General features: G+C 48.9%; 21 protein-coding genes and 1 pseudogene. 17 read left to right on the top strand and 5 right to left on the bottom strand.

Translation table 11 applies throughout. The features are described 5' to 3' along the window. Positions 1 to 40 precede the first annotated feature (40 nt). The 3 genes from CIL02_RS09710 to CIL02_RS09700 all read left to right on the top strand — a co-directional run bounded on the left by CIL02_RS09710 (position 41) and on the right by CIL02_RS09700 (position 6085). A complete protein-coding gene (locus CIL02_RS09710; protein ID WP_240513627.1) occupies positions 41 to 1141 on the top strand; it encodes a M23 family metallopeptidase in 1101 nt (366 codons plus the stop codon). 178 nt (positions 1142 to 1319) lie between these two features. After that, entirely contained in the window at positions 1320 to 4565 is a 3246-nt protein-coding gene (locus tag CIL02_RS09705) for a hypothetical protein (RefSeq protein WP_141210194.1), read from the top strand. Between the two features lie 26 nt (positions 4566 to 4591). Continuing rightward, positions 4592 to 6085, top strand: coding sequence for a glycoside hydrolase family 30 beta sandwich domain-containing protein (locus tag CIL02_RS09700; RefSeq protein ID WP_094401249.1), 1494 nt, complete (start codon positions 4592 to 4594; stop codon positions 6083 to 6085). A 68-nt stretch (positions 6086 to 6153) separates the two neighbouring features. On the opposite strand, the gene CIL02_RS09695 is transcribed toward CIL02_RS09700, so the two are convergent. After that, complete coding sequence (locus CIL02_RS09695; RefSeq protein ID WP_094401247.1) at positions 6154 to 6342, bottom strand: hypothetical protein; 189 nt, start codon at positions 6340 to 6342, stop codon at positions 6154 to 6156. 200 nt (positions 6343 to 6542) lie between these two features. Beyond that, positions 6543 to 7733: pseudogene (locus CIL02_RS09690) on the bottom strand (phosphoribosylaminoimidazolecarboxamide formyltransferase); the annotation flags it as partial. A 164-nt stretch (positions 7734 to 7897) separates the two neighbouring features. Here CIL02_RS09690 and CIL02_RS09685 point away from each other — a divergent pair. Beyond that, complete coding sequence (locus CIL02_RS09685) at positions 7898 to 8089, top strand: hypothetical protein (protein WP_094401243.1); 192 nt, start codon at positions 7898 to 7900, stop codon at positions 8087 to 8089. A gap of 57 nt (positions 8090 to 8146) precedes the next feature. On the opposite strand, the gene CIL02_RS09680 is transcribed toward CIL02_RS09685, so the two are convergent. The 3 genes from CIL02_RS09680 to CIL02_RS09670 all read right to left on the bottom strand — a co-directional run bounded on the left by CIL02_RS09680 (position 8147) and on the right by CIL02_RS09670 (position 10899). Continuing rightward, positions 8147 to 9430, bottom strand: coding sequence for an O-acetylhomoserine aminocarboxypropyltransferase/cysteine synthase family protein (locus tag CIL02_RS09680; RefSeq protein WP_094401241.1), 1284 nt, complete (start codon positions 9428 to 9430; stop codon positions 8147 to 8149). 140 nt (positions 9431 to 9570) lie between these two features. Next, a complete protein-coding gene (gene rplS / locus CIL02_RS09675; protein ID WP_094401239.1) occupies positions 9571 to 9930 on the bottom strand; it encodes a 50S ribosomal protein L19 in 360 nt (119 codons plus the stop codon). 201 nt (positions 9931 to 10131) lie between these two features. Then, positions 10132 to 10899 (bottom strand): porin family protein, encoded by a 768-nt coding sequence (locus tag CIL02_RS09670; protein WP_371589308.1) that lies wholly within the window; start codon positions 10897 to 10899, stop codon positions 10132 to 10134. A 278-nt stretch (positions 10900 to 11177) separates the two neighbouring features. On the opposite strand from CIL02_RS09670, the gene CIL02_RS09665 reads away from it, so the two are divergent. The 13 genes from CIL02_RS09665 to CIL02_RS09605 all read left to right on the top strand — a co-directional run bounded on the left by CIL02_RS09665 (position 11178) and on the right by CIL02_RS09605 (position 25263). Continuing rightward, entirely contained in the window at positions 11178 to 11345 is a 168-nt protein-coding gene (locus tag CIL02_RS09665) for a DUF362 domain-containing protein (protein WP_094401237.1), read from the top strand. A gap of 1092 nt (positions 11346 to 12437) precedes the next feature. Beyond that, positions 12438 to 14351, top strand: coding sequence for an LptF/LptG family permease (locus tag CIL02_RS09660; RefSeq protein WP_094401235.1), 1914 nt, complete (start codon positions 12438 to 12440; stop codon positions 14349 to 14351). Between the two features lie 91 nt (positions 14352 to 14442). Then, positions 14443 to 15651 (top strand): bifunctional 3,4-dihydroxy-2-butanone-4-phosphate synthase/GTP cyclohydrolase II, encoded by a 1209-nt coding sequence (locus tag CIL02_RS09655; protein WP_094401233.1) that lies wholly within the window; start codon positions 14443 to 14445, stop codon positions 15649 to 15651. Between the two features lie 116 nt (positions 15652 to 15767). Beyond that, positions 15768 to 16961, top strand: a complete 1194-nt coding sequence (locus CIL02_RS09650; RefSeq protein WP_094401231.1) for a pyridoxal phosphate-dependent aminotransferase — start codon at positions 15768 to 15770, stop codon at positions 16959 to 16961. Between the two features lie 221 nt (positions 16962 to 17182). Continuing rightward, positions 17183 to 18013, top strand: coding sequence for a MotA/TolQ/ExbB proton channel family protein (locus tag CIL02_RS09645; RefSeq protein ID WP_094401229.1), 831 nt, complete (start codon positions 17183 to 17185; stop codon positions 18011 to 18013). Positions 18014 to 18044: 31 nt separating this feature from the next. Further along, positions 18045 to 18653 (top strand): biopolymer transporter ExbD, encoded by a 609-nt coding sequence (locus tag CIL02_RS09640; RefSeq protein ID WP_094401227.1) that lies wholly within the window; start codon positions 18045 to 18047, stop codon positions 18651 to 18653. Positions 18654 to 18656: 3 nt separating this feature from the next. Next, positions 18657 to 19307, top strand: a complete 651-nt coding sequence (locus CIL02_RS09635; protein ID WP_094401225.1) for a biopolymer transporter ExbD — start codon at positions 18657 to 18659, stop codon at positions 19305 to 19307. Between the two features lie 36 nt (positions 19308 to 19343). Next, positions 19344 to 20177, top strand: coding sequence for an energy transducer TonB (locus tag CIL02_RS09630; RefSeq protein WP_094401223.1), 834 nt, complete (start codon positions 19344 to 19346; stop codon positions 20175 to 20177). A gap of 10 nt (positions 20178 to 20187) precedes the next feature. Beyond that, the gene (locus CIL02_RS09625; protein WP_094401222.1) at positions 20188 to 21153 is read left to right on the top strand and encodes a PstS family phosphate ABC transporter substrate-binding protein; all 966 of its coding nucleotides are present in this window, start codon (positions 20188 to 20190) and stop codon (positions 21151 to 21153) included. 64 nt (positions 21154 to 21217) lie between these two features. Continuing rightward, positions 21218 to 22630 (top strand): lipopolysaccharide assembly protein LapB, encoded by a 1413-nt coding sequence (locus CIL02_RS09620; protein ID WP_094401343.1) that lies wholly within the window; start codon positions 21218 to 21220, stop codon positions 22628 to 22630. A 167-nt stretch (positions 22631 to 22797) separates the two neighbouring features. Continuing rightward, positions 22798 to 23565: a 5'-nucleotidase C-terminal domain-containing protein gene (locus tag CIL02_RS09615; RefSeq protein ID WP_094401221.1), complete on the top strand. Its 768-nt coding sequence runs from the start codon at positions 22798 to 22800 to the stop codon at positions 23563 to 23565. A 13-nt stretch (positions 23566 to 23578) separates the two neighbouring features. Continuing rightward, positions 23579 to 24463 carry a bifunctional UDP-sugar hydrolase/5'-nucleotidase gene (locus CIL02_RS09610; protein ID WP_094401341.1) on the top strand — a complete coding sequence of 295 codons (885 nt, stop codon included), beginning with the start codon at positions 23579 to 23581 and terminating at the stop codon, positions 24461 to 24463. Further along, entirely contained in the window at positions 24463 to 25263 is an 801-nt protein-coding gene (locus CIL02_RS09605; RefSeq protein WP_094401219.1) for an RNA methyltransferase, read from the top strand. The genes CIL02_RS09610 and CIL02_RS09605 overlap by 1 nt, the downstream gene beginning before the upstream one ends. Positions 25264 to 25414: the final 151 nt, after the last annotated feature.

The raw sequence follows: 25414 nt of genomic DNA, 5'->3' as shown, positions 1-25414 counted from the left end.
TGCGGTACATATGGTATGGCACAGCATGTGTGGACAGGCAATGTCAATGCTATTGATAGTGATGTCCGTGCTGTTCCTAACCTCGTCGTCCACCGACAAGTTCACTGCGGCGGAACAGCAGCAGATTAGCATTGCCACTCCTGGACTGTTTGCCAAGAGTGACATGTTCAATATCGACTTCACGCTTGTCCGCGACAGTGAGTATTCGTTTCCGTTGCCAGTAGGCAAGGCTGTCTCTAATGGCAGCGAATTGCAGATAGAAACCGCCAAGGGTGATGCCGTGAAGGCAATGTTCGATGGAACGGTAAGACTCTCGCGTCATATTTCCGGTCATGGTAATGTCATTGTTGTGAGACACCACAATGGACTGGAGACCGTTTATGCTCATAATGCCCAGAACCTGGTAAAGGTCGGACAGGAGGTGAAAGCAGGAAATACGATAGCCATTGTCGGGGGGCAGGATGACAAGACGTTTCTCACTTTCAGCATCATGGTAAATGGTGCGAAGATTAATCCTGAGACCATTATCGCCATCTCCACGCATAAGTTGCGTAAGCAGACTGTGCAGTGCAGGAAAAATGCCAACCGCGTGAACATTGCGGTGCTGACAAAGGAACCTGCGGCAAAGGGCCGTAAGCTCATGGCTGACCTTGACGAGGACCCTTTTAAGGACAAGAATACATTCAAGCTCGACCTTCGGAATATTGAGGAACAGCATTGGGCATACCCCTTGCCTGGTGCCAAGGTTATCAGTCCTTATGGAGGTAAGCGCCGTCATTCGGGTGTTGACCTGAAGACTCGTCCGAACGATGAGATAGTGTCTGCATTCAATGGCATTGTCACGCAGTCAGGGCCATACTATGGCTATGGCAACTGCATCCGTATAAGGCACGCATACGGTTTTGAGACATTGTACAGCCACCAGTCGAAGAACCTTGTGAAGGTAGGAGACAAAGTAAAGGCTGGCCAGGTGATTGGACTCACAGGCCGTACTGGCAGGGCCACTACTGAGCACTTGCATTTTGAGGTGTTCTTCAAGGGACGCAGGATAAATCCCGCTGTAGTCTTTGATCATCTAAACAGGCAGCTGCAGCAGACCTCTTTGACGCTCTCAAAGAACGGAAATGTCAAGAAGGGGTGATAGCTATCCCAGACATATGCGTCCGTAATGAAGATGCAATGTTATTATGGTTTGAATACGGGGAAAATATTGTATTTCCCTCTAAAGAATAATAACTTCTTTATACTGAATGGCTTACAATTCGTCTTTTTTATGTATATTTGCAGAAGAAAATATAGAAAACCTAAATAATTGCAAGATGAGAAAATTTATTCTAACTAACTTGTTTTTGCTGGTAGGAATACTTGCCCATGCCCAGACGGATGTGTCAAAGTATTATCTGGCCAATTATGATTTCAATCAGTATTTTGACTATACGGCATCCCAGTCGACAGCCGTTGCTCAGGAATTGCTCGATGTCAAAGGGTGGACAGCCGACCTGTCAGCCAACTACACCATCGTTGGTACCTATGAGTATGGCTTCGGCGGCACTTTCAATGGTGCCTCGGTGCCTAAAGCCGGTTATGACGGCAAGGCGGGTGGTGGTCTCGCCATCTCTACGGGATGGGAGCAAACGTTCGCCTTCTATCAGACAGTGACGCTGCCCGCAGGAACATATACCCTGAATGTCCCCACATACAACGGCGGAAGCGCTACGCCTGCGGAGTCACAGGTGGCATGGGTGCCATCATCGGGAACATCCGTAAACTCTACCGTTACGTCGTATGCAGTAGGACAATGGACATTGGACAAGATAACGTTCACTCTGACAAAGACAACGACAGGAAAAATCAGGTTCGGCATGAAGGCCGCGGCCGGAGGCTCTGCCAACTCGGCAAAGCTCGTCGTGGACTATGTTCAGCTTGTTGGCGAGGACATGGCCGTAGACAAGACCGACCTTTTGTCCACAATCTCTACAGCCAACAGCCTGTATGCTGATGGTAGCGGAGTGGGTGCTCAGGAACTGCTTGCGTCCATCAATGCTGCGCAGAGCGTTGCCGATGCTGCCGACGCCAGTGTCGTGGAAGTTCTCGAGGCATCCCTCGCACTGAAGAATGCCGTGAGCGTATACCGCAAGAACAATGTCAGTGAGGACAACCCCTTAGACGTTACTGAGTATATCAAGAACCCAAGCTTCGAGGACGGAACCAACGGATGGACATGCGACGGACTGGTCACACAGACCAATTCGTCATTCACCAAAAAGGCCGGTTCCACATATATTGAGAAATGGGTAAGCTCGGGAAATAAGGTCGGCGACGCGTCAGTAAGCCAGACCATAGCTTTGCCAAACGGCGTGTATGTGCTCACTGTTGGAGCCCAGAACCTCAATCAGGCATCAACGACACAGAAATGTGCGGGAACAGTGGTGTTCGCTGACGACAGCGAGACAGATGTGTATACTCCTGCCGACTATAGCGTGAAATTCACCAACCTCACGGGCGAGGCAGTGGTTGGCTACAGGGCCGTTGGCGCAATAGGCAACTGGCTTGCTGTTGACAACTTCAGACTGAGCCTTGTAGGCCATATCACCGAGAGTGTCCTGATGGCAGAGATGCAGCGACTCATAGCTGACGCCGAGGTAAAACAGGGCAGCATGATGAGCAAGACGGCTGCCGACGAGCTGGCTTCGGCATTGACACAGGCGAAGGCTATAAATGCTGACTCTGAGGAGGCTGACATACAGGCTGCGGTAAAGGCCATCAAGGATGCCATCAGGAAGGCTGGCGAGTCGGTGTCTGACTACAATGCTCTTGTCGAGGCGATAGGAAAGGCCGAGACTGCCTATGACGCAGCAAAGAACGAGGCTGCGGCCCTGCTGGCAGAAATAGACAAGGCAAAGGCGCTTGCACAGAATGCAGAGGTAAAGGCTGAGGACCTGTATGCGGAGATAGAGCAGCTTGACAAGGCTGTGCTGGCATTCAACATCGCCAATGCTACACCGGGCACAGGAGTTGCACCTGCCGTGACATTCATCCACAAGTATGTGGCGACCGGTGCTACGGAGGCTCTCGTGCGCGCAACCATGACGGGCTCGAATATTCTGGAGAGGGGAGTATGCTGGAGCACAGACCATAATCCTACTGTCCTGGACAATAGGACCACCAAGTCGTTCTCGCTCAATGGTTATATTTTCCACATCAAGGGCATGAAGCCCGCGACGGTATATTATGCACGCCCATACGTGATGAACTCAACCTATACTGTTGCCTATGGCGACGAGATAAAGATAGTGACACATCCGAAGGGCGGATGCACATGGTCGTGGAACGAGGGCGCGCCAGACGATGCTGCAAACACACGCTGCCGCAACGCGATAAAGGAGACCATAGACTATTTCAATGAGTGGACCGGAATAAGGGGCTTCCATCTGACTGGCAATTATGGCTCGGGAACTCCTACGGCCGACTGCAGCTATGGCGGTTGGATGCGGATTGGCCCCAATGCGGCTTATCAGGCTATCGGTACTGTCCTGCATGAGACTGGACATGGCGTTGGAGTGGGAACCCACTGGATATGGTACGACTGTGCCGACACACGTCAGAATACCAGCTCGGGCAAATGGCTCGGAAGAGAAGCCAACGACGTGCTGAACTTCCTTGAGAACAGGGTTTCTGATGACCTTTACTTCACTGGTGACCGGACACACGGATGGGGCTCCAGTGCTACTTACGACTGGCTGGTAAACGGTGCGGACAAAGACAAGCACAGCGAACTGCAGTATATTGGTGGCATGTGCATACTATACGGACTCTTCATTGACGGCCTGTGCCCAACAACCAGTCATGTGAACGGCATCGCCGGCTACACATATAATTTTGATGACTCGAAGAAGTACTACCTTATGAACAAGCATGCCGACCGTGGACTGGGCGAGGGACTGCTGGCGCAGGTCAACTCAACGGTGGTTGGATGGAAACCGTGCCTCACAGACGAGACCGTCAGCGACTCCGCGGCATGGTACATGGAGTTTGTGCCGTCTCAGGGATATTACAGGTTTAAGAATGCTGTGACGGGTAAGTATCTCACCCACTCCTCATCGTCGACATACGTGACATTGAAGCAGACGTCCACACCTTCGTCAACAGAGCAGTTCCAGCTGATGCCCGACAGAACGGACGTGACCCTTGGAGTGGGAAGCAGCGCGTTCGCTACCCACGGATATTGGCTGACATGGAACGATGGCGGCAATAAGGCCGTAGGTGCAAAGGTGTATGTCGGAAAGTCGGGATTTGGCATGCTTGAGCAGGCCAAATTCAACTATAGCAACAGCGCAACGGCACAGCAATGGATAATTTTCAGCGAGGATGAGCTGGAGGCTTACCGCAAGGCGGCCATCGCTACGGGCATAGAACCTGTAAGTCTTAATGATGGCAATGCCGATGGAGGCAAGACGGTTGTCGGAATATGGACGGCTGATGGCGTTGCAAAGAGCAAAACCGGCAAGGGCCTTAATATAATAAGGTATAGCGACGGCACGACAAAGAAGGTCTTTGTGAGGTAACAGCACTTATAATATACACTTAGAATATGACAAAATGTATTCTCGCTTGTTGTCTGATGATTTGTAGCCTTATGGTTAGTGCGCAGACTTTCAGACATTATACAACGACAGAGCAGAAGGAGTGGCAGAGTACGTCTGCAAAGTTGCATGCGAAGGCTGCTGCTACTCCACTGCTGATAGTCACAGGTCAGGAGAAAGGACATGAGTTCAAGGCTTGGGGCACTTGCTTCAATGAACTTGGACTTGATGCCTTGCTTCTGCTGACAGATGAGGCAAGGGAGGAAATTCTCCACAATATCTTTGCACCAGACGGGCAGTTGCATTTCACGCGTGGCAGGCTTACCATGAATGCTAATGACTATTCGCGGGCATGGTACTCATGCGACACCGTAGCCGGAGACTTCATGCTGAAGTATTTCAATATCGAGCATGACAAGAAGAATGTAATCCGTCTGATAAAAATGGCGCAAAAGTATCAGCCTGCTCTTACCTTCTGGATGTCTCCATGGAGTCCGCCAGCATGGATGAAAATTAACCAGGACTATCCTGTAGTGAGCAGTCGCTACAACAATCAGCCTAAAGAGAAGGATGTCTTGCTCTATGATGGTGTGGCTAATATCGACCCGGACGAGATGAAGTTGTTGGGTAATCGGAACAATGTATTTCCACGTCGTCTCGCTACTCAGAACTTTATGATACAGGATCCACGCTATCTGCAGTCGTATGCCGACATGTTCTGCCGCTTCATTGAACTCTACGCAGAGCAGGATATTCCCATAGACATGGTGATGTATCAGAATGAGGCATACAGCTACACACCTTATCCAGGATGTGCATGGACAGCTGAGGGAACGAGAATTTTCAACGCCTGCTATCTAAAGCCAACCCTGTCGCGTAAGCATCCTGAAGTGAAACTATATCTCGGAACATTCAATACCAATAGGTATGACTATGTGGAGACCATCGTTGACAGGCTGAAGGATGATGTAGAGGGACTGGGCATACAATGGGAATGCCGTGAGCATCTCGACAGGCTTCGTCAGAGGTATCCTTCCCTGCACCTCATCTCTTCGGAAAGCGAGTGCGGTGATGGTTCTATGGATTGGCGAGCAGGAGAACATACGTTCCATCTGCTGTGCGACTATATAGGGCGTGGATGTGATGAGTATTTTATTTGGAATTTCGTCTTGTGTGACAATGGTCAGAGTCCTTGGGGATGGAAACAGAATGCTCTTATACAGGTAGATTCAAAGACCCAAACCCATCGTTATACTGCGGAATATCATGCTGTAAGGCATTTCTCTGGCGAGGTGGTTCCCGGTAGCCGTGTACTGGCATACAAGAGTAAGAACGACTGTCAGGGGCTGCCCGTTATTGTCTTTGCACGTCCAGACGGGAAGCGGGTGGTAATAGCTGCCAACATCACTGACCAGCCTCGACAGGCTACCGTTCAGTTAGGTAAAAAGTTCCTTAATCAGTTGCTACCACCGCATTCTTTCCATACATGGAGGGAGAAATGATGGTAACGATGTCGTCACTATGGAAGAGGGTGTTTGCCTGAGCTTACGGCATTGGTAATAGACAAAGGCTATTTGTGCCTGTTGGCTCGCTGCTCACGATATTTGGCCTTCTGCTTGGCAGAGCCACTGCCGTGTGCACCGGTAATGTATTTCTTTTTCTTGGCTTTTGTCTTCACTTTGTCAGAGCCCTTGCTGTTGCTCGGCCCTTTCTTGAAGACTATGCCTCCTTCGAGAATATCGTTAAAGCTGTCTGACATGTAGAGGGTTTAATGTTTGGAGTTTAATATTGAGTGTTTAAAGTTGGCAAGTTAATGGCTCATCGTCACTATAGAAGTTATAGTCAAAAAGACCATTAACTTGTCAACTTGTCTGTTAGGCTCTGCAACTTGTCAAAGCAAGTCTCGGCGATACTGTTCGCCTTTGGAAAAAACTTGTTCGATCGTCAAATGAGAATAAATCAATGGTGGAACAGCCTTACTCCGGTGAACGCCATGGCGATGCCGTACTTGTCGCAAGTCTCGATAACATTGTCGTCACGTATGCTGCCGCCAGCCTGGGCGATGTATTCAACTCCGCTCTTGTGGGCGCGCTCGATATTGTCACCGAATGGGAAGAAAGCATCTGAGCCAAGGGCAACCTTTGTGTTCTGTGCTATCCAGGCCTTCTTCTCTTCTGCTGTCAGCACCTCTGGCTTCTCGGTGAAGAACATCTCCCATGTGCCGTCACGCAGTACGTCCTCGTATTCCTCGCTGATGTATACGTCAATGGTGTTGTCGCGGTCAGCGCGCCTGATGCCCGGCTTGAACGGAAGGTTCATAACCTTCGGGCACTGGCGCAGCCACCATATATCGGCCTTCTGCCCGGCCAGGCGGGTGCAGTGTATGCGGCTCTGCTGTCCTGCTCCGATACCGATGGCCTGCCCGTCCTTGACATAGCATACGGAGTTGCTCTGGGTGTACTTAAGGGTTATAAGGGCGATGATGAGGTCGCGCTTAGCCTCGTCGGTGAATGTCTTGTTCTGTGTGGGGATGTTCTCGAAGAGTGCGGGGTCGTCGAGTCTTATCTCGTTGCGTCCCTGCTCGAAGGTGATGCCGAACACCTGCTTGCGCTCTATCGGCGCGGGAGTATAGTCAGGGTCAATCTTTATTACGTTGTATGTTCCCTTGCGCTTGTCCTTGAGTATCTCCAATGCCTCATCAGTATATCCCGGTGCTATCACTCCGTCGCTGACCTCCCGCTTGATAAGAGTGGCGGTGGCAGCGTCGCAAATGTCGCTCAGTGCAACGAAGTCGCCATACGAGCACATGCGGTCGGCACCTCTGGCACGGGCGTATGCGCATGCGAGTGGTGACAGCTCAATCTTTACGTCGTCAACGAAATATATCCTTTTCAGGGTATCGCTAAGGGGCAGTCCTATAGCAGCACCGGCAGGGCTGACGTGCTTGAAGCTCGCTGCAGCCGGCATGCCTGTTGCTGCCTTGAGTTCCTTTACGAGTTGCCAACTGTTCAGGGCGTCCAGGAAATTGATATATCCCGGTCGACCGTTGATTACTTCAATGGGGAGCTCACCCTCTTCCATGAATATCCTCGATGGTTTCTGGTTGGGGTTGCATCCGTACTTTAAAGCCAATTCTTTCATAACTGTCGAATACTGTTTATTTAATTTCTTATTACCTTTTTCTTAGCATTTGCAAAGGTAGTGCAAACGAGTGAAATAAAAAAGTAAAATGCAATTTTTTAGCAATGATTTTGCCGTTAGCCATATTTGCATTACCTTTGCACCCGGGTAATCATATCAATCATTACAGTAAGATGATACGCGAATTTAAGAAACTCTATGAGTTTGCTTCCAGGCACAAGGTGAAACTGGAGCCAAAGGCTTTGCGTAAGTTGACGGATATACTGACGGGAAAGGAGAAACCGACACGCGAGACGCTCGACAAACTGGCTCTGCTTGCCGGTTTCCAGAACTGGGAAAGCTTGAAGAAGACCTTTGAGGAATGACTGTTTCCACAAAGGTCTTCTTCTTTTTTTTGATTATCACCAAGAAGGTGTTTCCACCTATATTTTGTCCAATGCCTGCCTGATGTCGTCGATTATGTCCTCGACGTCCTCGATGCCTACCGACAGACGGATAAGGTCAGGAGCGATTCCCGCCTCGCGCAGTTGCTCTTCAGACAGCTGGCGGTGTGTATGGCTTGCAGGATGGAGAACACATGAGCGCGCGTCGGCCACGTGGGTAACTATGGCAATCATCTTGAGCGAGTCCATGAACTTTATAGCTGTCTCGCGGTCGCCCTTGAGTCCGAAGCACATTACTCCGCATGAGCCGTTGGGAAGATATTTCAAAGCCAGCTTGTGGTCGGGGTCATCGGCAAGACCTGAGTATCTTACCCATGCTACTCTCGGGTCATCGTGCAGGAATTGTGCCACCTTCTGTGCGTTCTCGCAATGGCGGGGCATACGCAGATGGAGGGTCTCAAGACCAAGGTTCAGTAGAAATGAGTTTTGTGGGGCAGGTATTGAGCCGAGGTCTCTCATCAGCTGTGCCACAAGTTTTGTGGTATATGCCATCTTTCCGAATGCCTTGGTGTATGTCAGGCCATGGTACGACTCGTCGGGTGTGCATAGTCCCGGGAACTTGTCTGCATGAGCATCCCAGTCGAAATTGCCACTGTCAACGACGCATCCGCCAACCTGTGTGGCATGACCGTCCATGTATTTCGTTGTTGAGTGTGTGACTATGTCGCAACCCCATTCGAAGGGACGGCAGTTTACGGGGGTGGCGAAAGTATTGTCAACGATAAGTGGAACGCCGTGTCGGTGTGCCATCTTTGCAAAGCGCTCTATATCGAATACGCTGCATCCTGGATTGGCGATGGTCTCACCGAAGAGAGCCTTGGTATTTGGCCGGAAAGCCTTCTCTATCTCCTCGTCGTCAGCCGTGGGGTCTACGTATGTGCAGTCTATGCCGAGCTTCTTCAGCGTCACGCCGAAGAGATTGTATGTTCCGCCATAGATATTGTTGCTCACCACAATGTGTCCGCCAGCCTCGCAGATGTTGAAGATGGCGTAGAAATTGGCGGCCTGCCCGCTTGATGTCAGTACGGCACCAACGCCACCCTCTAGAGCGGCTATCTTGGACGCTACGGCGTCGTTGGTGGGGTTTTGAAGACGTGTGTAGAAATATCCCTCCTTCTTCAGGTCGAAGAGTAAGGCCATTTCCTCAGAATTGTCGTACTTGAAAGTTGTGCTCTGTACTATTGGCAGTACTCTCGACTCTCCGTTCTTCGGTGTCCATCCTGCCTGTACGCATAGTGTGCCGATGTGTTTCTTGTTGTCCATTGTCTAAAATGTAGTAGTGAATAAATCGTTGTGAGATGCAAAAGTACACAATTTCGTTGAAAAAGCAATGTCTTGAAACGACAAAAAGCAATCCTTGCATGTGCGAGGACTGCTTTTTATCTCTTTGCGATGAGTTCTGATTATTCGCCTGTAATGACGCGCTTCTCCTGGATGCGTGCCTTCTTACCTGTGAGCTTGCGGAGGTAGTAGAGCTTGGCGCGGCGAACCTTACCATGCTTGTTGACCTCGATAGACTCGATGTTCGGAGACTCGATAGGGAAGATACGCTCAACACCTACGGTACCAGACATCTTGCGAACGGTGAAACGCTTCTTGTTGCCGTGGCCGGAAATCTTGATTACTACACCACGGTAGAGCTGGATACGCTCTTTTGAACCCTCGACGATTTTGTAAGCGACAGTGATAGTGTCACCAGACTTGAACTCTGGGAACTGCTTGCCGGTTGCAAATGCTTCTTCAGCAACTTTAATTAAATCCATTGTAATTGATAATTAAATATTGTTTGTCGTTCCAACGCAACATGACCTGCGACTCGTCCGTAGTCAGCGGTTACGCCGAAAAGCGGGTGCAAAGTTACTACATTTTTCTCAACCCACAAAGATTTCGCCTCTTTTTCTTTTGTTTTGTCATCTGTTTTTGTTCTTTAGAACGTCAGGGGATGCCCGAGTGATAATAGAACCCTATTCGAAATAGAAGCTGAGTACTATCATCTTGCTTCTTGCGCTGCTCACGGAGTTGGTGTATGGTATCAGGGCTGCATTGCGCAGGCTTTTGGCGTGTTCGGTGTCAAGGCAGTTGCTCAGGCCGTAGAGAAACTTAAGTTCCGGGCGGATCTTGAAGAAAGGCAGATAGAAGTCGCAACCTATGCCGGCCTCCAGGAACAGGTCGTAACGCTTGAGCTTTAGTATGTCGTCGCTCTTGCCGGTGAGGTTTATCATCGGGTTGAGTCCTATCATCATGTATGGACGGTGGTTGTTGAACCGCAAGGAACCGTAGATAAGGTCCATGGCGGCAGAGATGTATGCCGACTTGATGGTTTGCGTCTTCTCGAACTCCTTCACTCCCGCCGCCTCATCTGTGAAATTATGAAATGTGAGGTGGCGTGTGCCGAAATACATTGCCGGAGCGATGCGGAACTGGAACGAACGGCTCAGACGCAGCTCGCCTGTTATGCCTACAGTAAATCCATTGTCCCAGCGGTCTTGGTCGCAGGTGATAAGAGCCTCGCTTGTGGTTCCGTCCTCGTTGACAATGGTCTGCATGCCAACGTTGACGAACTCCAGGTCCTGAAGGTGTGTTCCTGCCACGATGCCGAAATGGAATGGGCGTAAGTCGGTATAGGGACGGTTCTCTACCGTCCTTGTCTGTGCCATGGCCTGCCCACCAAATATGTGTGCGCACATGCTGGCTATGACTATGATAGCTGATGTGATGCCTTTCTTGTTCATTCTTTATTATTAACGTGTTTTTGGCACTGATATTGCATAGCTGTTTATTAAGACAATGTTTAAATTATCAAAAAAGTAATACCTAATTGTAGGTATTCCGATATAAATTCTTATCTTTGCAGGGTACTTGAATGTTGTGGCGCATGACGGCGTGCGGCAGAAGAGACGAACGTTTTTGTTAAGCCAAATGAGCTGAGCCAAGCATGCTTGAGCTATGCCAAGGCGAGAAAACGAAGGATGAAACCAACATATTAATTAAATCTTAAATACAATTTATTATGGCTTACGTAATTAGCGACGACTGCATTGCTTGCGGTTCTTGTATTAGCGAGTGCCCATCTGGAGCTATCTCTGAGGGCGAGAAGTATTCAATTGACCCAGACGTTTGCACAGAGTGCGGAACTTGTGCTGATGTTTGTCCTAACGAGGCTATCAGCTTGGGCTAATCAGAAAACTTCAGAAAAAGGAAATAAGGGTGCAAGGCTTCTGCCAGGCACCCTTAATTGTTTCTCGGTGTGTGCTGTTTCCCGCTACCACTGAAACCGGCTCGGTGGAAAAACTTGTGTCAGCTGAAGAATTGATGAAAATGAAAATGTAGACAAAAACCAAGATAAGCCCCTTGCGCTTGATGGGGTCATCTGACATTTCGAGTAATTACCATTTATAGCAGTGTGCTCTGTATTTGTTACCTTCATTGCCGCTAAGGTTATAAATCTTGTCTGTGGCGTATTCATATTTGCGGTTCATGCTATATCTCGAGTGACAATATATTGTTGCGTGGTCGATGCATATATATATCATTGCCGATAAGGTTAATAACCTTACGCCTGCAAGGTTAATAACCTTAAGGCCGTAAGGTTATTAACCTTATCAGGGATGCAAACGTATTCATATCCTATGGCAAACGGTTTCACCCACTTCATTTAATATTTAGGGTGTCCAGTTTGTTGTACCCAAAATGGGACTGTTCCTGATTTACTCTGACTACTTGCTCGCAGAAAATATATTGACCAGCACGCGCTGTAAGCGCAAAAGCGCATAGCCCAGGGTAGAGCGCAGCGGCACCCTGGGTGTAAGGTGGCATTGTCCATGCGCGCTGTAAGCGCAAAAGCGTTAAATATCCTTCTGTTATCTACGCTTTTGCGCTTACAGCGCGACCATCAGCTACATCAAATAACCCAGGGTGTCGCTACGCTCTACCCTGGGCTATGCGCTTTTGCGCTTACAGCGCGACAATTACCGACATGAACTTCAGAATTAGGATATCCAATTTTTGCACATCTAATTGGATACCCTGTAAACCTTCATAACTCCTCGACCCTCTCATAACCCTTCGAACCCTTCAAACCCCTCAAACCCTTCGAACCCCTCATAACTCTTCGAACCCAAGTGATGATGTCCCACTCGAGTAGGATGCGATAGCGCTAAGTTGCGGATTTGAGGTCGAAACATATAAAATTAATAAAATAGGTGGGAATTTGAGTTTTTTGTACTAATTTTGCAGACTGATAGCCACATAGTGGGGAAAAAGTGAGAGAATGACATTTCGAATAAAGAAATTAGATATTTTCATTGCCAAGCAGTTCGGTCTGCTCTTTGTGGGAACCTTCTTCATCTGCCAGTTCGTGCTGATGATGCAGTTCCTGTGGAGAAACATCGATGACCTTATCGGCAAGGGACTGTCCATGGAAGTAATGGCGCAGTTCTTCTGGTATATGGCCCTGATGCTTGTTCCTCAGGCTCTGCCGTTGGCTATCCTCCTGTCCACACTTATCGCTTTCGGCAATCTGGGTGAAAGCTCTGAGCTGACGGCCATCAAGGCTGCCGGCGTATCGCTGATGCAGGCATTCCGCTCGCTCATCGTCATCACAGTGGCTGTGTGTTTGTGTTCGTTCTACTTTCAGAACCATGTTGCTCCGCAGGCCAATCTGAAGCTGGCACAGTTGCTTATCTCCATGAAGCAGAAGAGTCCGGAGTTGATGATACCAGAGGGTATTTTTTATGACGGACTTCCCAACTGCAACCTATATGTCCAGAAAAAGGATGTGCAGACGGGAAAGCTCTACGGAATGATGATTTACCGTAGGACGGGAAGCTATGAGGACCAGGCCATTATCCTTGCTGACTCAGGTATGTTGCAGTCGACGGCAGAAAAGAAGCATCTGCTGCTCACGCTGTGGAGCGGCGAGTGGTTCGAGAACATGCAGTCGCAGGAGATTGCCAACAGCGCGTCGGTGCCATACAGGCGTGAGACTTTCGTCACCAAGCAGATTGTGCTCGACTTCGATGGTGAGTTCAATATGTCAGATGCATCGTCGCTGACAAGCAATGCAAAGGGTAAGGGGCTGAGGCAGATAACCTCCGACATAGACTCGCTGAACCATGTATACGACAGCATAGGCAAGGCATATTATGATGATGCAAAGAGGGTGTATTACTCTTTGCCATCGTTGGCCAAGACCGACTCCGTGAAAGCCGTGAAGGCGGCAATGGCGGAGAGCATGGCTTTCGACAGCATTTATGCCCGCCTGTCTGCCGACAAAAAGCAGAACGCGGTGAACGATGCCCTCAACAAGACGCAGAGCAGGGTCAGCGACCTGGAGTTCAGAAGCATGATTACGAGTGATGGCGACAAGCTTATCAGACAGCATAAGATAGAGGCCATCAACAAGTTTACATTAGCTCTGCAATGTCTGCTCTTCTTCTTTATCGGAGCACCCCTCGGCGCCATCATACGCAAGGGCGGACTGGGCTATCCTATCCTTATCTCCGTGCTTGTGTTCATCATCTATTACATCCTCGACAATTCCGGCTACCGCATGGCCAGAGGCGGCATGTGGGCAATATGGTTTGGCAAGGGCCTGGCACCCGCTGTCCTTACGCCTATTGCCGTATTTGTCACTTACAAGGCTAACAACGACTCGGTGGTGTTCAATTCCGATGCCTACCGCGACTTCTTCATGAAGCTCCTCGGACTGAGGCTCAAACGCCATGTGTTCTCGAAGGAGGTTGTCATCAATGAGCCCGACTATGCCAGTGATGCTGTTAGGCTGAGGCAGATAAACAGGGACGTGAATGTCTACTCCAACGACCATAAGCTGGTTGCGGCACCGAACGTCATAAAGGTGTTCTTCAAGTACGCGCCAGACCATGAGATAGAACGCATCAACGAGGAGATGGAGGCAGTGATAGAGGACCTGTCCAATACACGCGACAAGGTTGTGCTGCACGAGCTCAACCAGTACCCGATACTCTCCGCCAAGGCACATACCAGACCCTTCGAGAAACGATGGCTCAATATGGTTGTCGGAATAATATTCCCGATAGGCGCTGTGCTGTACGTCAGGATGTGGATGTTCCGACTGCGTCTGCTGCGTGACCTTAGGACGATAAGACAGACCAACCAGAACATCATCGTAAGGATAAGGGAGATGGAATTGGACAAGGCCTGAGGCTCTGCATAAGAATATTATATATAATAAGGTGTAGAGGTAAGATAAGTACATTTATAAATAAGAAACAATATACAACCCACTCAACAATATGGATTTCAAAGTTGATAGCATACAGGAGGCCCTCAAGGACTTCAAGGAAGGCAAGTTCGTCATTGTCGTTGACGATGAGGACCGTGAGAACGAGGGCGACCTCATCATTGCCGCAGAGAAGATTACTGACGAGAAGGTGAACTTCATGCTAAAGAACGCAAGGGGAGTGCTCTGCGCTCCTATAACCCTGAGCAGGTGCGAGGAATTGGACCTGCCCAAGCAGGTGGTGGAGAACACGTCCGTGCTCGGCACGCCATTCACCGTTACCGTCGACAAGCTTGAGGGATGCTCAACAGGAGTGTCTGCCCACGATAGGGCCGAGACACTTAGGGCATTGGCTGACCCAACATCGAAGCCTTCTACCTTTGGACGCCCAGGACACGTTAATCCGCTTTACGCCCAGGACAATGGCGTGCTGAGCCGCTCGGGGCATACAGAGGCTGCTGTCGACCTGTGTAAGCTGGCGGGACTATATCCGGCTGGTGCCCTCATGGAGATAATGAACGAGGACGGTACTATGGCCAGGATGCCTGAACTGCAGAAACTGGCGGCTGAATGGGGAATGAAGATTATTACTATCAAAGATCTCATAGCATACAGACTGCAGAAAGAGACAAGCATTGAGGTTGGCGAGAAGGTTCATATGCCGACACGCTATGGGGACTTCATGCTCATACCTTTCAGACAGCAGAGCAACGGACTCGAACACATGGCATTGGTGAAAGGTGAGTGGAGCGAGGACGAGGAGATTCTTGTACGGGTACACTCGTCATGCGCTACAGGAGATATCCTTGGCAGTATGAGATGTGACTGCGGGGAGCAACTGCATAAGGCCATGCAAATGATTGAGAAGGAAGGCAAGGGCGTTATAGTCTACATGCAGCAGGAGGGCAGGGGTATCGGACTCATGAACAAGATTGCCGCATATAAACTGCAGGAGCAGGGACTCGACACCGTTGAGGCCAACATCCATCTTGGCTTCGAACCTGACGAGAGAGACTATGGATGTGGGGCACAGATGCTCCGCTTCCTGGGTGTACACAAGATGAGGCTGATGACAAACAACCCCACAAAAAGGGTGGGACTTGAGGCCTATGGTCTGGAAATTGTCGAGAATGTTCCTATTGAGATAGAACCGACACCCTACGACTACAAATATCTGAAGACGAAGAAGGACCGTATGGGACATACCCTGCACATAGACTGACGAAAATGTAGTTTTTGTCGTTACAATTGTGTGACAGGTGAAATATTGCAATCTTTTTTTCGTTATAAAGAATAAAATGATTACTTTTGCAGAAACAATAACACAATAGCAATATTATGGCACAATTATCAAATAGACTAAACCGTCTGGCTCCGTCTGCAACGCTGGCTATGTCGCAGAAAAGCAGCGAAATGAAAGCCCAAGGCATCGATGTCATAAACATGAGCGTCGGCGAGCCTGACTTCAATACTCCAGACCATATAAAGGCCGCTGCCAAGAAGGCAGTTGATGACAACTATTCAAGATACTCCCCCGTACCTGGCTATCCCGACTTGAGGAAAGCCATATCTGCAAAACTAAAAAACGAGAACGGACTTGACTATTCTCCCTCGGAGATTCTTGTCTCCAACGGAGCCAAGCAGAGCGTCTGCAATACCATCATGGCATTGGTGAACGAGGGCGAGGAGGTTATTATCCCTGCACCTTATTGGGTAAGCTATCCGCAGATGGTGAAGCTGGCAGGAGGTGAGCCCGTCATAGTGAATGCGGGGTTCGAGCAGAACTTTAAAATGACTCCAGAGCAGCTTGAGGCTGCCATAACGCCAAAGACACGCATGCTCATACTATGCTCGCCGAGCAATCCTACTGGCAGTGTGTACTCTCAGCAGGAGCTGGCGGCACTGGCAGAGGTGATATTGAGGCACGAAGACCTCTTTGTGCTGGCTGACGAGATATACGAGCATATCAACTATGTCGGCGAGCATGCCAGTATCGCCAAGGTAGAGGGCATGAGAGAAAGAGCCATTATCGTCAACGGAGTATCAAAGGCATACGCCATGACAGGATGGAGAATAGGATATATCGCTGCACCGGAATGGATTGTCAAGGGATGCAATAAACTTCAGGGGCAATACACAAGCGGTCCATGCTCTGTAAGCCAGAAAGCAGCTGAGGCTGCATACACTCTCGACCAGGAGTGCGTGGAGACCATGAGACAGGCGTTCCAGCGTAGAAGAGACCTTATTGTGGAACTTGCTAAGGATATTCCGGGACTGGAGGTGAATGTACCAGAAGGCGCGTTCTATCTGTTCCCCAAATGCAGCAGCTTCTTTGGAAAGACCGACGGCAAGCATACCATTAGCAATTCCACCGATTTTGCAATGTATCTTCTTGAGGAAGGACATGTGGCTACTGTGGGAGGCGACGCCTTCGGCGACCCAGAGTGCTTCCGCATGAGTTACGCAACAAGCGATGACAATATCAGGGAGGCTATGAGAAGGATAAAGGAAACACTTGCCAAACTGAAGTGAAAAACAATCCCTAAAGGTACGTTGACAAGGGTAAGAGGATATGGAAAGAAAAATATTCCGTTAAAACTTCTTAATTATGTCTGTAATTACCTTTAAATTGTTATCTTTGCGTTGTATTTAGCTTGTCAGCCATACTTCTATGGAACTATGTTGGTACATCGCAAAAACAAACGAACATTACACGTAATTTTATTAATAACTAAAAATTAAAAACTTACATTATGGCAACAAAAACAAATGCAGCAAGCCCAAAGCAAAGCAAGGGCTTCACAGGTATTAAATCAGCTATTTGGGTGATGTTAGTATGCTTGGCACTCGGCTACTCTTTCTGGTTCTTCGTACTCGGTAACCCTGACAACTTCGCTGGCGGAACACGCGAGGGTCGTCCTCTCAACCTCATGGGTACTGTTTACCATGGTGGTTACGTTGTAGGTCTTATCTTTACCCTTATGTTCACTGTAATCGCACTCAGCATCGAGCGCTACTTCGCTCTCCGCACCGCTTTCGGTAAGGGCTCTCTCACCAAGTTCGTTCAGGAGGTAAAGGCTGCCGTTAAGGCTAACGACTTCGCTAAGGCACGCGCTCTGTGCGACAAGCAGCAGGGTTCTGTAGCCAACGTTGTTCTCGCTTCTGTAAACACATACTCTGAGATGGAGAACACCACAGGCATCAAGAAGTCACAGAAGGTTGCTAAGATTCAGCAGGCTCACGAGGAGGCTACACAGCTTGAGATGCCTACTCTGCAGATGAACCTTCCTATCATCGCTACTATCGTTACCCTCGGTACTCTTACCGCTCTGTTCGGTACTGTGCTCGGTATGATCGGTTCATTCCAGGCTTTGGCTGCTGGTGGTGGTGGTGACTCACTCGCACTTTCTATGGGTATTTCAGAGGCCTTGGTTAACACCGCATCGGGTATCGCTACATCTTGGGTGGCTGTAGTTGCTTACAACACATACACTAACAAGATTGACAAGCTGACATACGCACTTGACGAAGTTGGTTACACTATCGCTCAGACATACGAAGCAAACCACACAGAAGAAGCTTAATTTTCTACTAACCCTTTAAATTTTTATCGCTATGGGTAAAGTAAAAATTAAGAAAAACGACGTCTGGATAGATATGACCCCTATGTCCGACGTGATGGTGCTTTTGCTGTGCTTCTTCATGTTGACATCTACGTTCGTGAAGCAAGAGCCGGTAAAGGTTACCACACCAGGTTCGGTGTCAGAGATCAAGGTTCCAGAGAAGAACGTGCTCAGCATCCTTGTCGACAAGACAGGAAAGGTGTTCATGAGCATGGACAACCAGAACGACCTCGTTGACGTGCTCTCGGGCATGACGGGCCAGTTCGGTGTGTCGCTGACTGCAGCACAGACTAAGAAATTCCAGAACGACCCAATGTGGGGTGTTCCTATGGAAAAACTCGAGACATACCTCTCGCTCGACCAGCAGCAGATGACTGAGGCTTTGCAGAACGAGGGTATTCCTACCGACTCTATAGACGGCAGGGAGAGCGAGTTCCAGATGTGGGTAAGGCAGGCGATGGATATCAATCCTGATATTAAGGTGTCCATCAAGTGCGACGAGGAAACACCGTACAGCGTTGTGAAGAAGCTTATGTCTGAACTTCAGGACATCAATGCGAACCGTTACTATCTTATCACTTCATTGGCAAAGGAGGATTAAAGTATGGCAAAAAAGAAAGCAAGTAGACAAAAGAAGATTAATGTCCGCGTAGACTTCACACCTATGGTGGACATGATGATGCTTCTTATCACGTTCTTCATGCTCTGTACCTCTTTGGCTAAGCCACAGACAATGGAGTTGAGTATGCCAAGTAACGACAAGAACATGCAGGATGAGGATAAATCTGTAACGAAGGCTTCATACACTATCACTATCTATGTGGCTGCCAACGACAAGATTTATTATGTTGCTGGACTTCCAAAATATGATGACCCGACATGTCTCAAGGAAACAACATGGGGCAAGGAAGGTATTCGTAAAGTCCTGATTACTCACGTGACAGAGGATGGCACACAGCCTGTTCAGCAGGTAATGCTCGCCAAGGCTAAACTTGACGAGAAGAAGGCCAACGACTTGAACAATACTATGTCGGACTCTGTTTACCACAAGGAATTGGCTAAGATTAAGGCCGGTGACATCAATGGCCAGAAGATACAGACCATGACAGTCATCATCAAGGCTACTGACAAATCTAAGTACAAGAACTTGATTGACGCTCTCGACGAAATGCAGATTTGCAGTATTGGTAAGTATGTTATCGACAAGATCAATCCTGACGATGAGAAACTTCTCAAGGAAAAGGGTGTTGAGTAAGCCGGTATATTGCTAACTATTAAAAAAGATTTAGAAATGGCAAAAATAGATTTGACATCCCAAGAATGGGTTGACATGGTGTTCGAAGGTAGGAACCAGGCTTATGGTGCCTACAGGCTTCGCAAGAATGCCGGCAAGCGCAATGCCTACTCACTCATCACGATCTTTGTTGCTGCAATCGCAATCTGGGCTTGTATCGCAGTCGTAAAGATTGTGCAGAATAGCACCAAGAAAGTTGCTGTTACCGCCGTTACCGAGCTTTCTGCACTCAACCAGCCTAAGAAGAAGGCTGAGGTGAAGCAGAAGCAGGTGAAGATTGAGCAGCCTGAAAGAGTTGTTGAGCGCGTTAAGAGCTCTGTAAAGTTTACCGCTCCTGTCATCAAGAAGGACGAGGAGGTTAAGCCGGAGGATGAGCTCAAGACACAGGACGAGTTGATGAGTACTAAGACCGCCATCGGTGCTCTTGACGTAAAGGGTAACGATGATGCGAACGGAGAGGTGCTCAAAATCAAGGAAGCTGTCGCTCAGCCAGAGCCAAAGCCTGAGGTTGAAAACAAGGTATTCGATGTTGTTGAGCAGATGCCATCGTTCCCTGGTGGCCCGCAGGCTCTTATGGAGTATCTCAGCAATAATGTTAAGTACCCTGTTGTTGCTCAGGAGAATGGTGTACAGGGTCGTGTAGTTGTATCGTTCGTCGTTGAGCGTGACGGTTCTATTACCGACGTGAAGGTTGTACGTTCAGTTGACCCGTCGCTTGACAAGGAAGCAGCACGCGTGGTAAAGAGCATGCCTCGCTGGATTCCTGGTAAGCAGAATGGTCAGGCAGTGCGCGTTAAGTACAACGTGCCTGTAGCTTTCAGATTACAGTAAACATCAACAAATGAAAAAGAACGCATCTTACATCTTAGTAGGATTAACACTTGCGGCTTGTCTTGCTACCGCTTGTTCTGACAACAAGCAGAAGAAGGACAAACGTACAGATACATATTCGTCAGGGGTAATTTCGATTACCTCTGACGAAAGTTTTAAACCCATTGTAGAGGAGGAGCGAGAGGTCTTTGAGTCCATTTATACGGAAGCAAAGATTAAGCCAGTCTATACCAGCGAGAGCGAGGGAATCACGAACCTGCTTAAAGCTAATGGCACATGGCTCGTCATTACGGCTAGAAATTTCAAGCCTGACGAGCTGCAGGGACTCAAGGATAGAAATTTCCTTCCCAAGGCCATGCCATTGGCGTATGACGGCCTTGCGCTTATCGTGAACAAGTCTAATACAGACACATGTATCTCTGTTAGCGATATCAAGAAGATTCTTAACGGAGAGGCCAACAAGTGGAGCGATCTCTACCCCGGTTCCAAGAGGGGCGATATTACTCTCGTATTCGACAATCCTAAGTCGAGCGCTGTACACTTTGTTGAGGACTCCATACTCGGAGGAAATGCAATTAAGAGCCAGAATGTTGTTGCTGCTCAGACATCAGCTGAGGTAATCAAGTATGTTGAGAAAACCGAGGGTGCCATAGGCATTATCGGAAGCAACTGGCTCAATGACAAGAGGGACACTACCAATCTCACCTTCAACGCAAACATCCGACTGATGTCTGTGAGCAAGTGGGATAAGGCTAACCCAAAGAATAGTTGGAAACCATACCAATACTATATATATAATGGCAACTATCCTCTGGTGCGTACTATCTATGCACTGCTCAACGATCCTGTCAATGGCTTGCCATGGGGATTTGCCAGCTTTATAGCATCGCCTAAGGGACAGCTCATTATCCTCAAGGCCGGATTGTTGCCTGTATATGGTAACATAACAATAAGAGATGTTAATGTTGGTGAATAGACATAACATTCTTCTTTGTCATTCGTTCAATGATTATAAATAGGTCTAACTTAACATGATGATTATGAAGACTATTAAATATTTAGTAATTGGAGCTTTGATGTTAGGATTCAACGCTCCCGCTGTGGCTCAGGACAATAAGGCCACTATTGAGCAAGTAAGCAAACTCATTAAGTCAAATGGTAGTGCTGATGCCATTAAAGACATCTTCAAGGCTAACAAGAAGAACCCCGAGGTGCTTCTCGGCATGGGTAGGGCTTATTTGGAAGTTAAGGACACTGCCAACGCAACTAAGTATGCCAATCTGGCTCTTGCACGTGACAAGAAATATGCAAAGGCATATATCCTGCTTGGCGATATTGCCGTAGTTCAGGATGATGGCGGTAAGGCTGCTGAGTGGTATCAGCAGGCTAAGTACTTCGACCCGAAGGACCCAGAGGGATATTTCAAGTACGCGAACATACTTCGTGGACGTAGTCCTGAGGAGGCTGTCGCTAACCTTAACGACTTGCGTCAGCAGCGTCCTGACATAGCTGTAGATGCTCTTGCCGCACGTATATATTATTCATCCAACCTTCTGGAGAAGAGTATAAATTGCTATGATAATGTTGCCGACAAGTCTAAGCTTGAGGATGTAGACATCACCAACTATGCTACTGGTGCTTGGATGCTTCAGAAGCGTGACAAGAGTCTTGAGATGGCAAAGTATGGTTTGACTCGCAACGCCCGCAAGGCTGCATGGAACCGTCTGGCTTTCTATAACCTCACTGACATGAACCAGACAGAGGAGGCCTTGAAGTATGCTGAGGCTCTCTTCACGGCATCTGACAGTGCAAAGATTTCCGGTTTCGACTATACCTATTATGGTACTGCCCTGAAGAATGCCAAGCAGTATGACAAGGCTATCGAGATGTTCCAGAATGCTGCTAAGGAGAATAAGGACAACAAGGAGCAGTTGAACATTGCCCGTAAGAACCTTGCCGATGCCTATACCGCTAAGGAGGACTATGAGAGCGCCATCAAGTTCTATAACGAGTATCTTGCAAATATCGAGAAACCATCTGCTTTCGACTTTGCCGGTCTTGGTACAATCTATCAGAAGCAGGCTTCTACCCTTGAGGGCGAGGCACAGGTCGCAGCTTTCAAGAATGCCGATGGAGTTTACGCCAAGCTCGTAGAGGTGCATCCTGAACAGGCAGACTTCTCCAACTTTATGCGTGCACGTATCAACTCCACTCTCGACCCTGAGACAAAGGAAGGTCTTGCAAAGCCTTTCTATGAGGCTCTTGCCAACTCGTTGGCTGCAAACACCAACCGTGACAACACTGACAACATCCGTCTTGTAGAGGCTTATCGTTATCTTGGCTACTACTATCTCGTACAGGATGACAAGGCTACTGCCGATACTTATTGGAACAAGGTTCTTGAGATTGATCCGGAAAACGAGACTGCTAAGCAGGCATTAAGCATTAAGTAGTTTCTTATTGATGCATCATAAAGATTTCATAGAACATTTAAGGCGGGGAGTCATAATCCTCGCCTTTTTTGCATAATTGTTCTTCAAATTCATGGTGGTTTGAACTAAATTCACTATTTTTGCAAGGTGGTTTAGCATGCCTGTAAGGCAATAATAAACGTGTGAAAATGAGAAAACATAATGCTTTTGTTTGTACCCTTGCCATTGCGGCAATGTGCGGTGCGTGTTCCTCTCATTGGCATCTGACAGATGTCGGGCGTACGCGCATAGTTGTAGACAGTACCTATGATACCGTTGATGTTAAGGAAGCGGCAGAGTGGCTGGCTCCTTACAAGCGGCAGGTTGACTCAGTAATGAGTCCTGTGGTGGGCGAGGCAGCCAGATACATGTCTGCCAGCAAGCCCGAGAGTGAGTTGTCCAACCTGCTGTGCGATATACTGGTGTGGGAAGGGCACCGCCGTGGCGAACATCCAGACCTTGCCGTCTACAATATGAGCGGCATCAGGGCCGCTCTGTCCAAGGGGGTAGTGACCTATGGTGATGTGCTTGCTGTGGCACCTTTCGAGAACAAGATTTGTTTCCTGACCCTATCGGGTAAAAAGATGCTCGAGCTTTGCGCGCAGATAGCGTCACGAAAAGGAGAGGGAGTGAGTCATGGGGTGGAGATGACCATCGCTCCTGATGGCAAACTGTTGACGGTAAGGCTCAATGGTGAGGAAATCCGTGATGACCGCACTTACCGTATAGCTACATTGGACTATCTGGCTCAGGGCAACGATGGCCTGCTGGCATTTCGGGACGGCACCGACTTGGTATCTCCCCAGGATGCTACAAACAATGTCAGATTTATAATAATGGACTATTTCCGTGCAGCCAAGGATAAAGGTAAGGCTGTGGACAGCAAGGTAGAAGGAAGGATTATTGTGCAACCTTAACATGACAGATATGATGAAGACTAATCAAAATATTGCTTTCCGCATGGGCATGATGACGCTCGTCGTGCTTGTGCTTGCAGCAGCAGTGTCGCCAGCGTTTGCCAAGAAGAAAATACTCACCATTCTGCATACCAACGACACCCATAGCAGCATATTGCCTCTGAACAGTAACCTTGCCGATACCGTTGTGGCTGGTAGGGGAGGCTTCCTGCGCCGCATAGCATTGCTGGCTGAGGAACGCAAGAAAGACCCCGACCTGCTGTATTTCGACAGCGGTGACTTCTCTCAGGGTTCGGCCTATTATACCATGTTCAAGGGTGATGTTGAGGTTGGTCTTATGAATATGATGCATGTCGATGCCTCAACCATCGGCAACCATGAGTTCGATTTTGGACTCGACAATCTGGCGCGTCTCGCTGACATGGCCAACTACCCCATCCTCTGCAGCAACTACGACTTCACAGGCACTGTGCTTGAGGGCAAGATTAAGACCCACGTAGTTTTGATGCGCAAGGGATTGAGGATTGGAGTCTTTGCCCTTGACCCGGAGATGGATGGTCTGGTGTCCAAGGCTAACTGCCAGGGTGTAACCTTCCTCGACCCTGTGGCCAAGGCACAGGAATACGCCGATATGCTTAGGTACAAGGAGAAGTGCGACCTCGTGGTGCTCATCTCACATCTTGGATGGGACGAAGGCACGCTCTCCGACCAGTATGTCATAGCCAATACGCGGGGGATAGACCTTGTGCTCGGCGGTCACAGCCATACCTATTTCGAGACTCTAAGGTATGTGAGGAATCTTGACGGTCAGGAGGTGCCCGTCGACCAGAATGGCAAGCATGCAGCCTTTGTCGGCAAGATGACATTGAAGTTTGACAATACACGCACCGGCCGCTGATGAATATCATAGAGATTACGTCACTCGATGACCCGAGAGTCAGTCCGTATTGTGCCTTGACAGATGCCCAGTTGCGCAATAGGCTGCATCCAGACAAGGCACTCATCGTGGTCGAGAGCCCTAAGGTCATCAGCGTTGCCCTCGGTGCCGGCTACGAGCCTGTCTCTCTGCTCTGCGAGCGCAGGCATATCACCGGCGATGCCTATGATATCATATCCGGTTGCGGGGATATACCCGTCTATACTGGTGGCCGCGAGTTGCTGGCGAAACTTACTGGCTATGTCCTAACGCGTGGCGTGCTGTGTGCCATGCGCCGTCCGCAACTGCCCACCGTAGAACAGGTGTGCCAGGGGGCAAGGAGAGTGTGCGTCATCGATGGAGTAGTGGACTCCACCAACATAGGAGCCATCTTCCGCTCTGCCGCAGCACTTGGCATGGATGCCGTACTGGTAACCACCAACTCTTGCGACCCATACAACCGACGTGCCGTACGTGTGTCCATGGGCTCTGTGTTCCTTGTTCCATGGGCATGGCTGCCTGGCGGTCCCTCTGACCTTGCCACCATCGGTTTTAAGACTGTCGCTATGGCGCTCGCCGAGAATTCCATACCCCTTGACTCGCCCATCCTGGCCTCCGAGCCACGTCTTGCCATCGTTATGGGGACCGAGGGCGACGGACTCCCACAGGAGCATATCGACGCAGCCGACTATGTTGTCAGAATTCCAATGGCACATGGTGTCGATTCCCTGAATGTAGCCGCTGCGTCCGCTGTCGCCTTCTGGCAACTCGGTCACCATTAAGCATCCACTGAGCCATGTCTTTTTTGGGCTCAGTAGCTATTTAGTGTGGGTAGGCGTAAAGTTTAGCAATGCGAAAGAGGAAGAACTTCTTATCAACGACGCCTCTCAGATTGGCTCTAAAAAGTTTGATTTTAGCATTGAATGATTCCGC

The organism is Prevotella sp. P3-122 (genome assembly GCF_002251365.1).
Classification (GTDB): Bacteria; Bacteroidota; Bacteroidia; order Bacteroidales; family Bacteroidaceae; genus Prevotella.
This window is presented reverse-complemented; position numbering and strand designations above follow the sequence as displayed.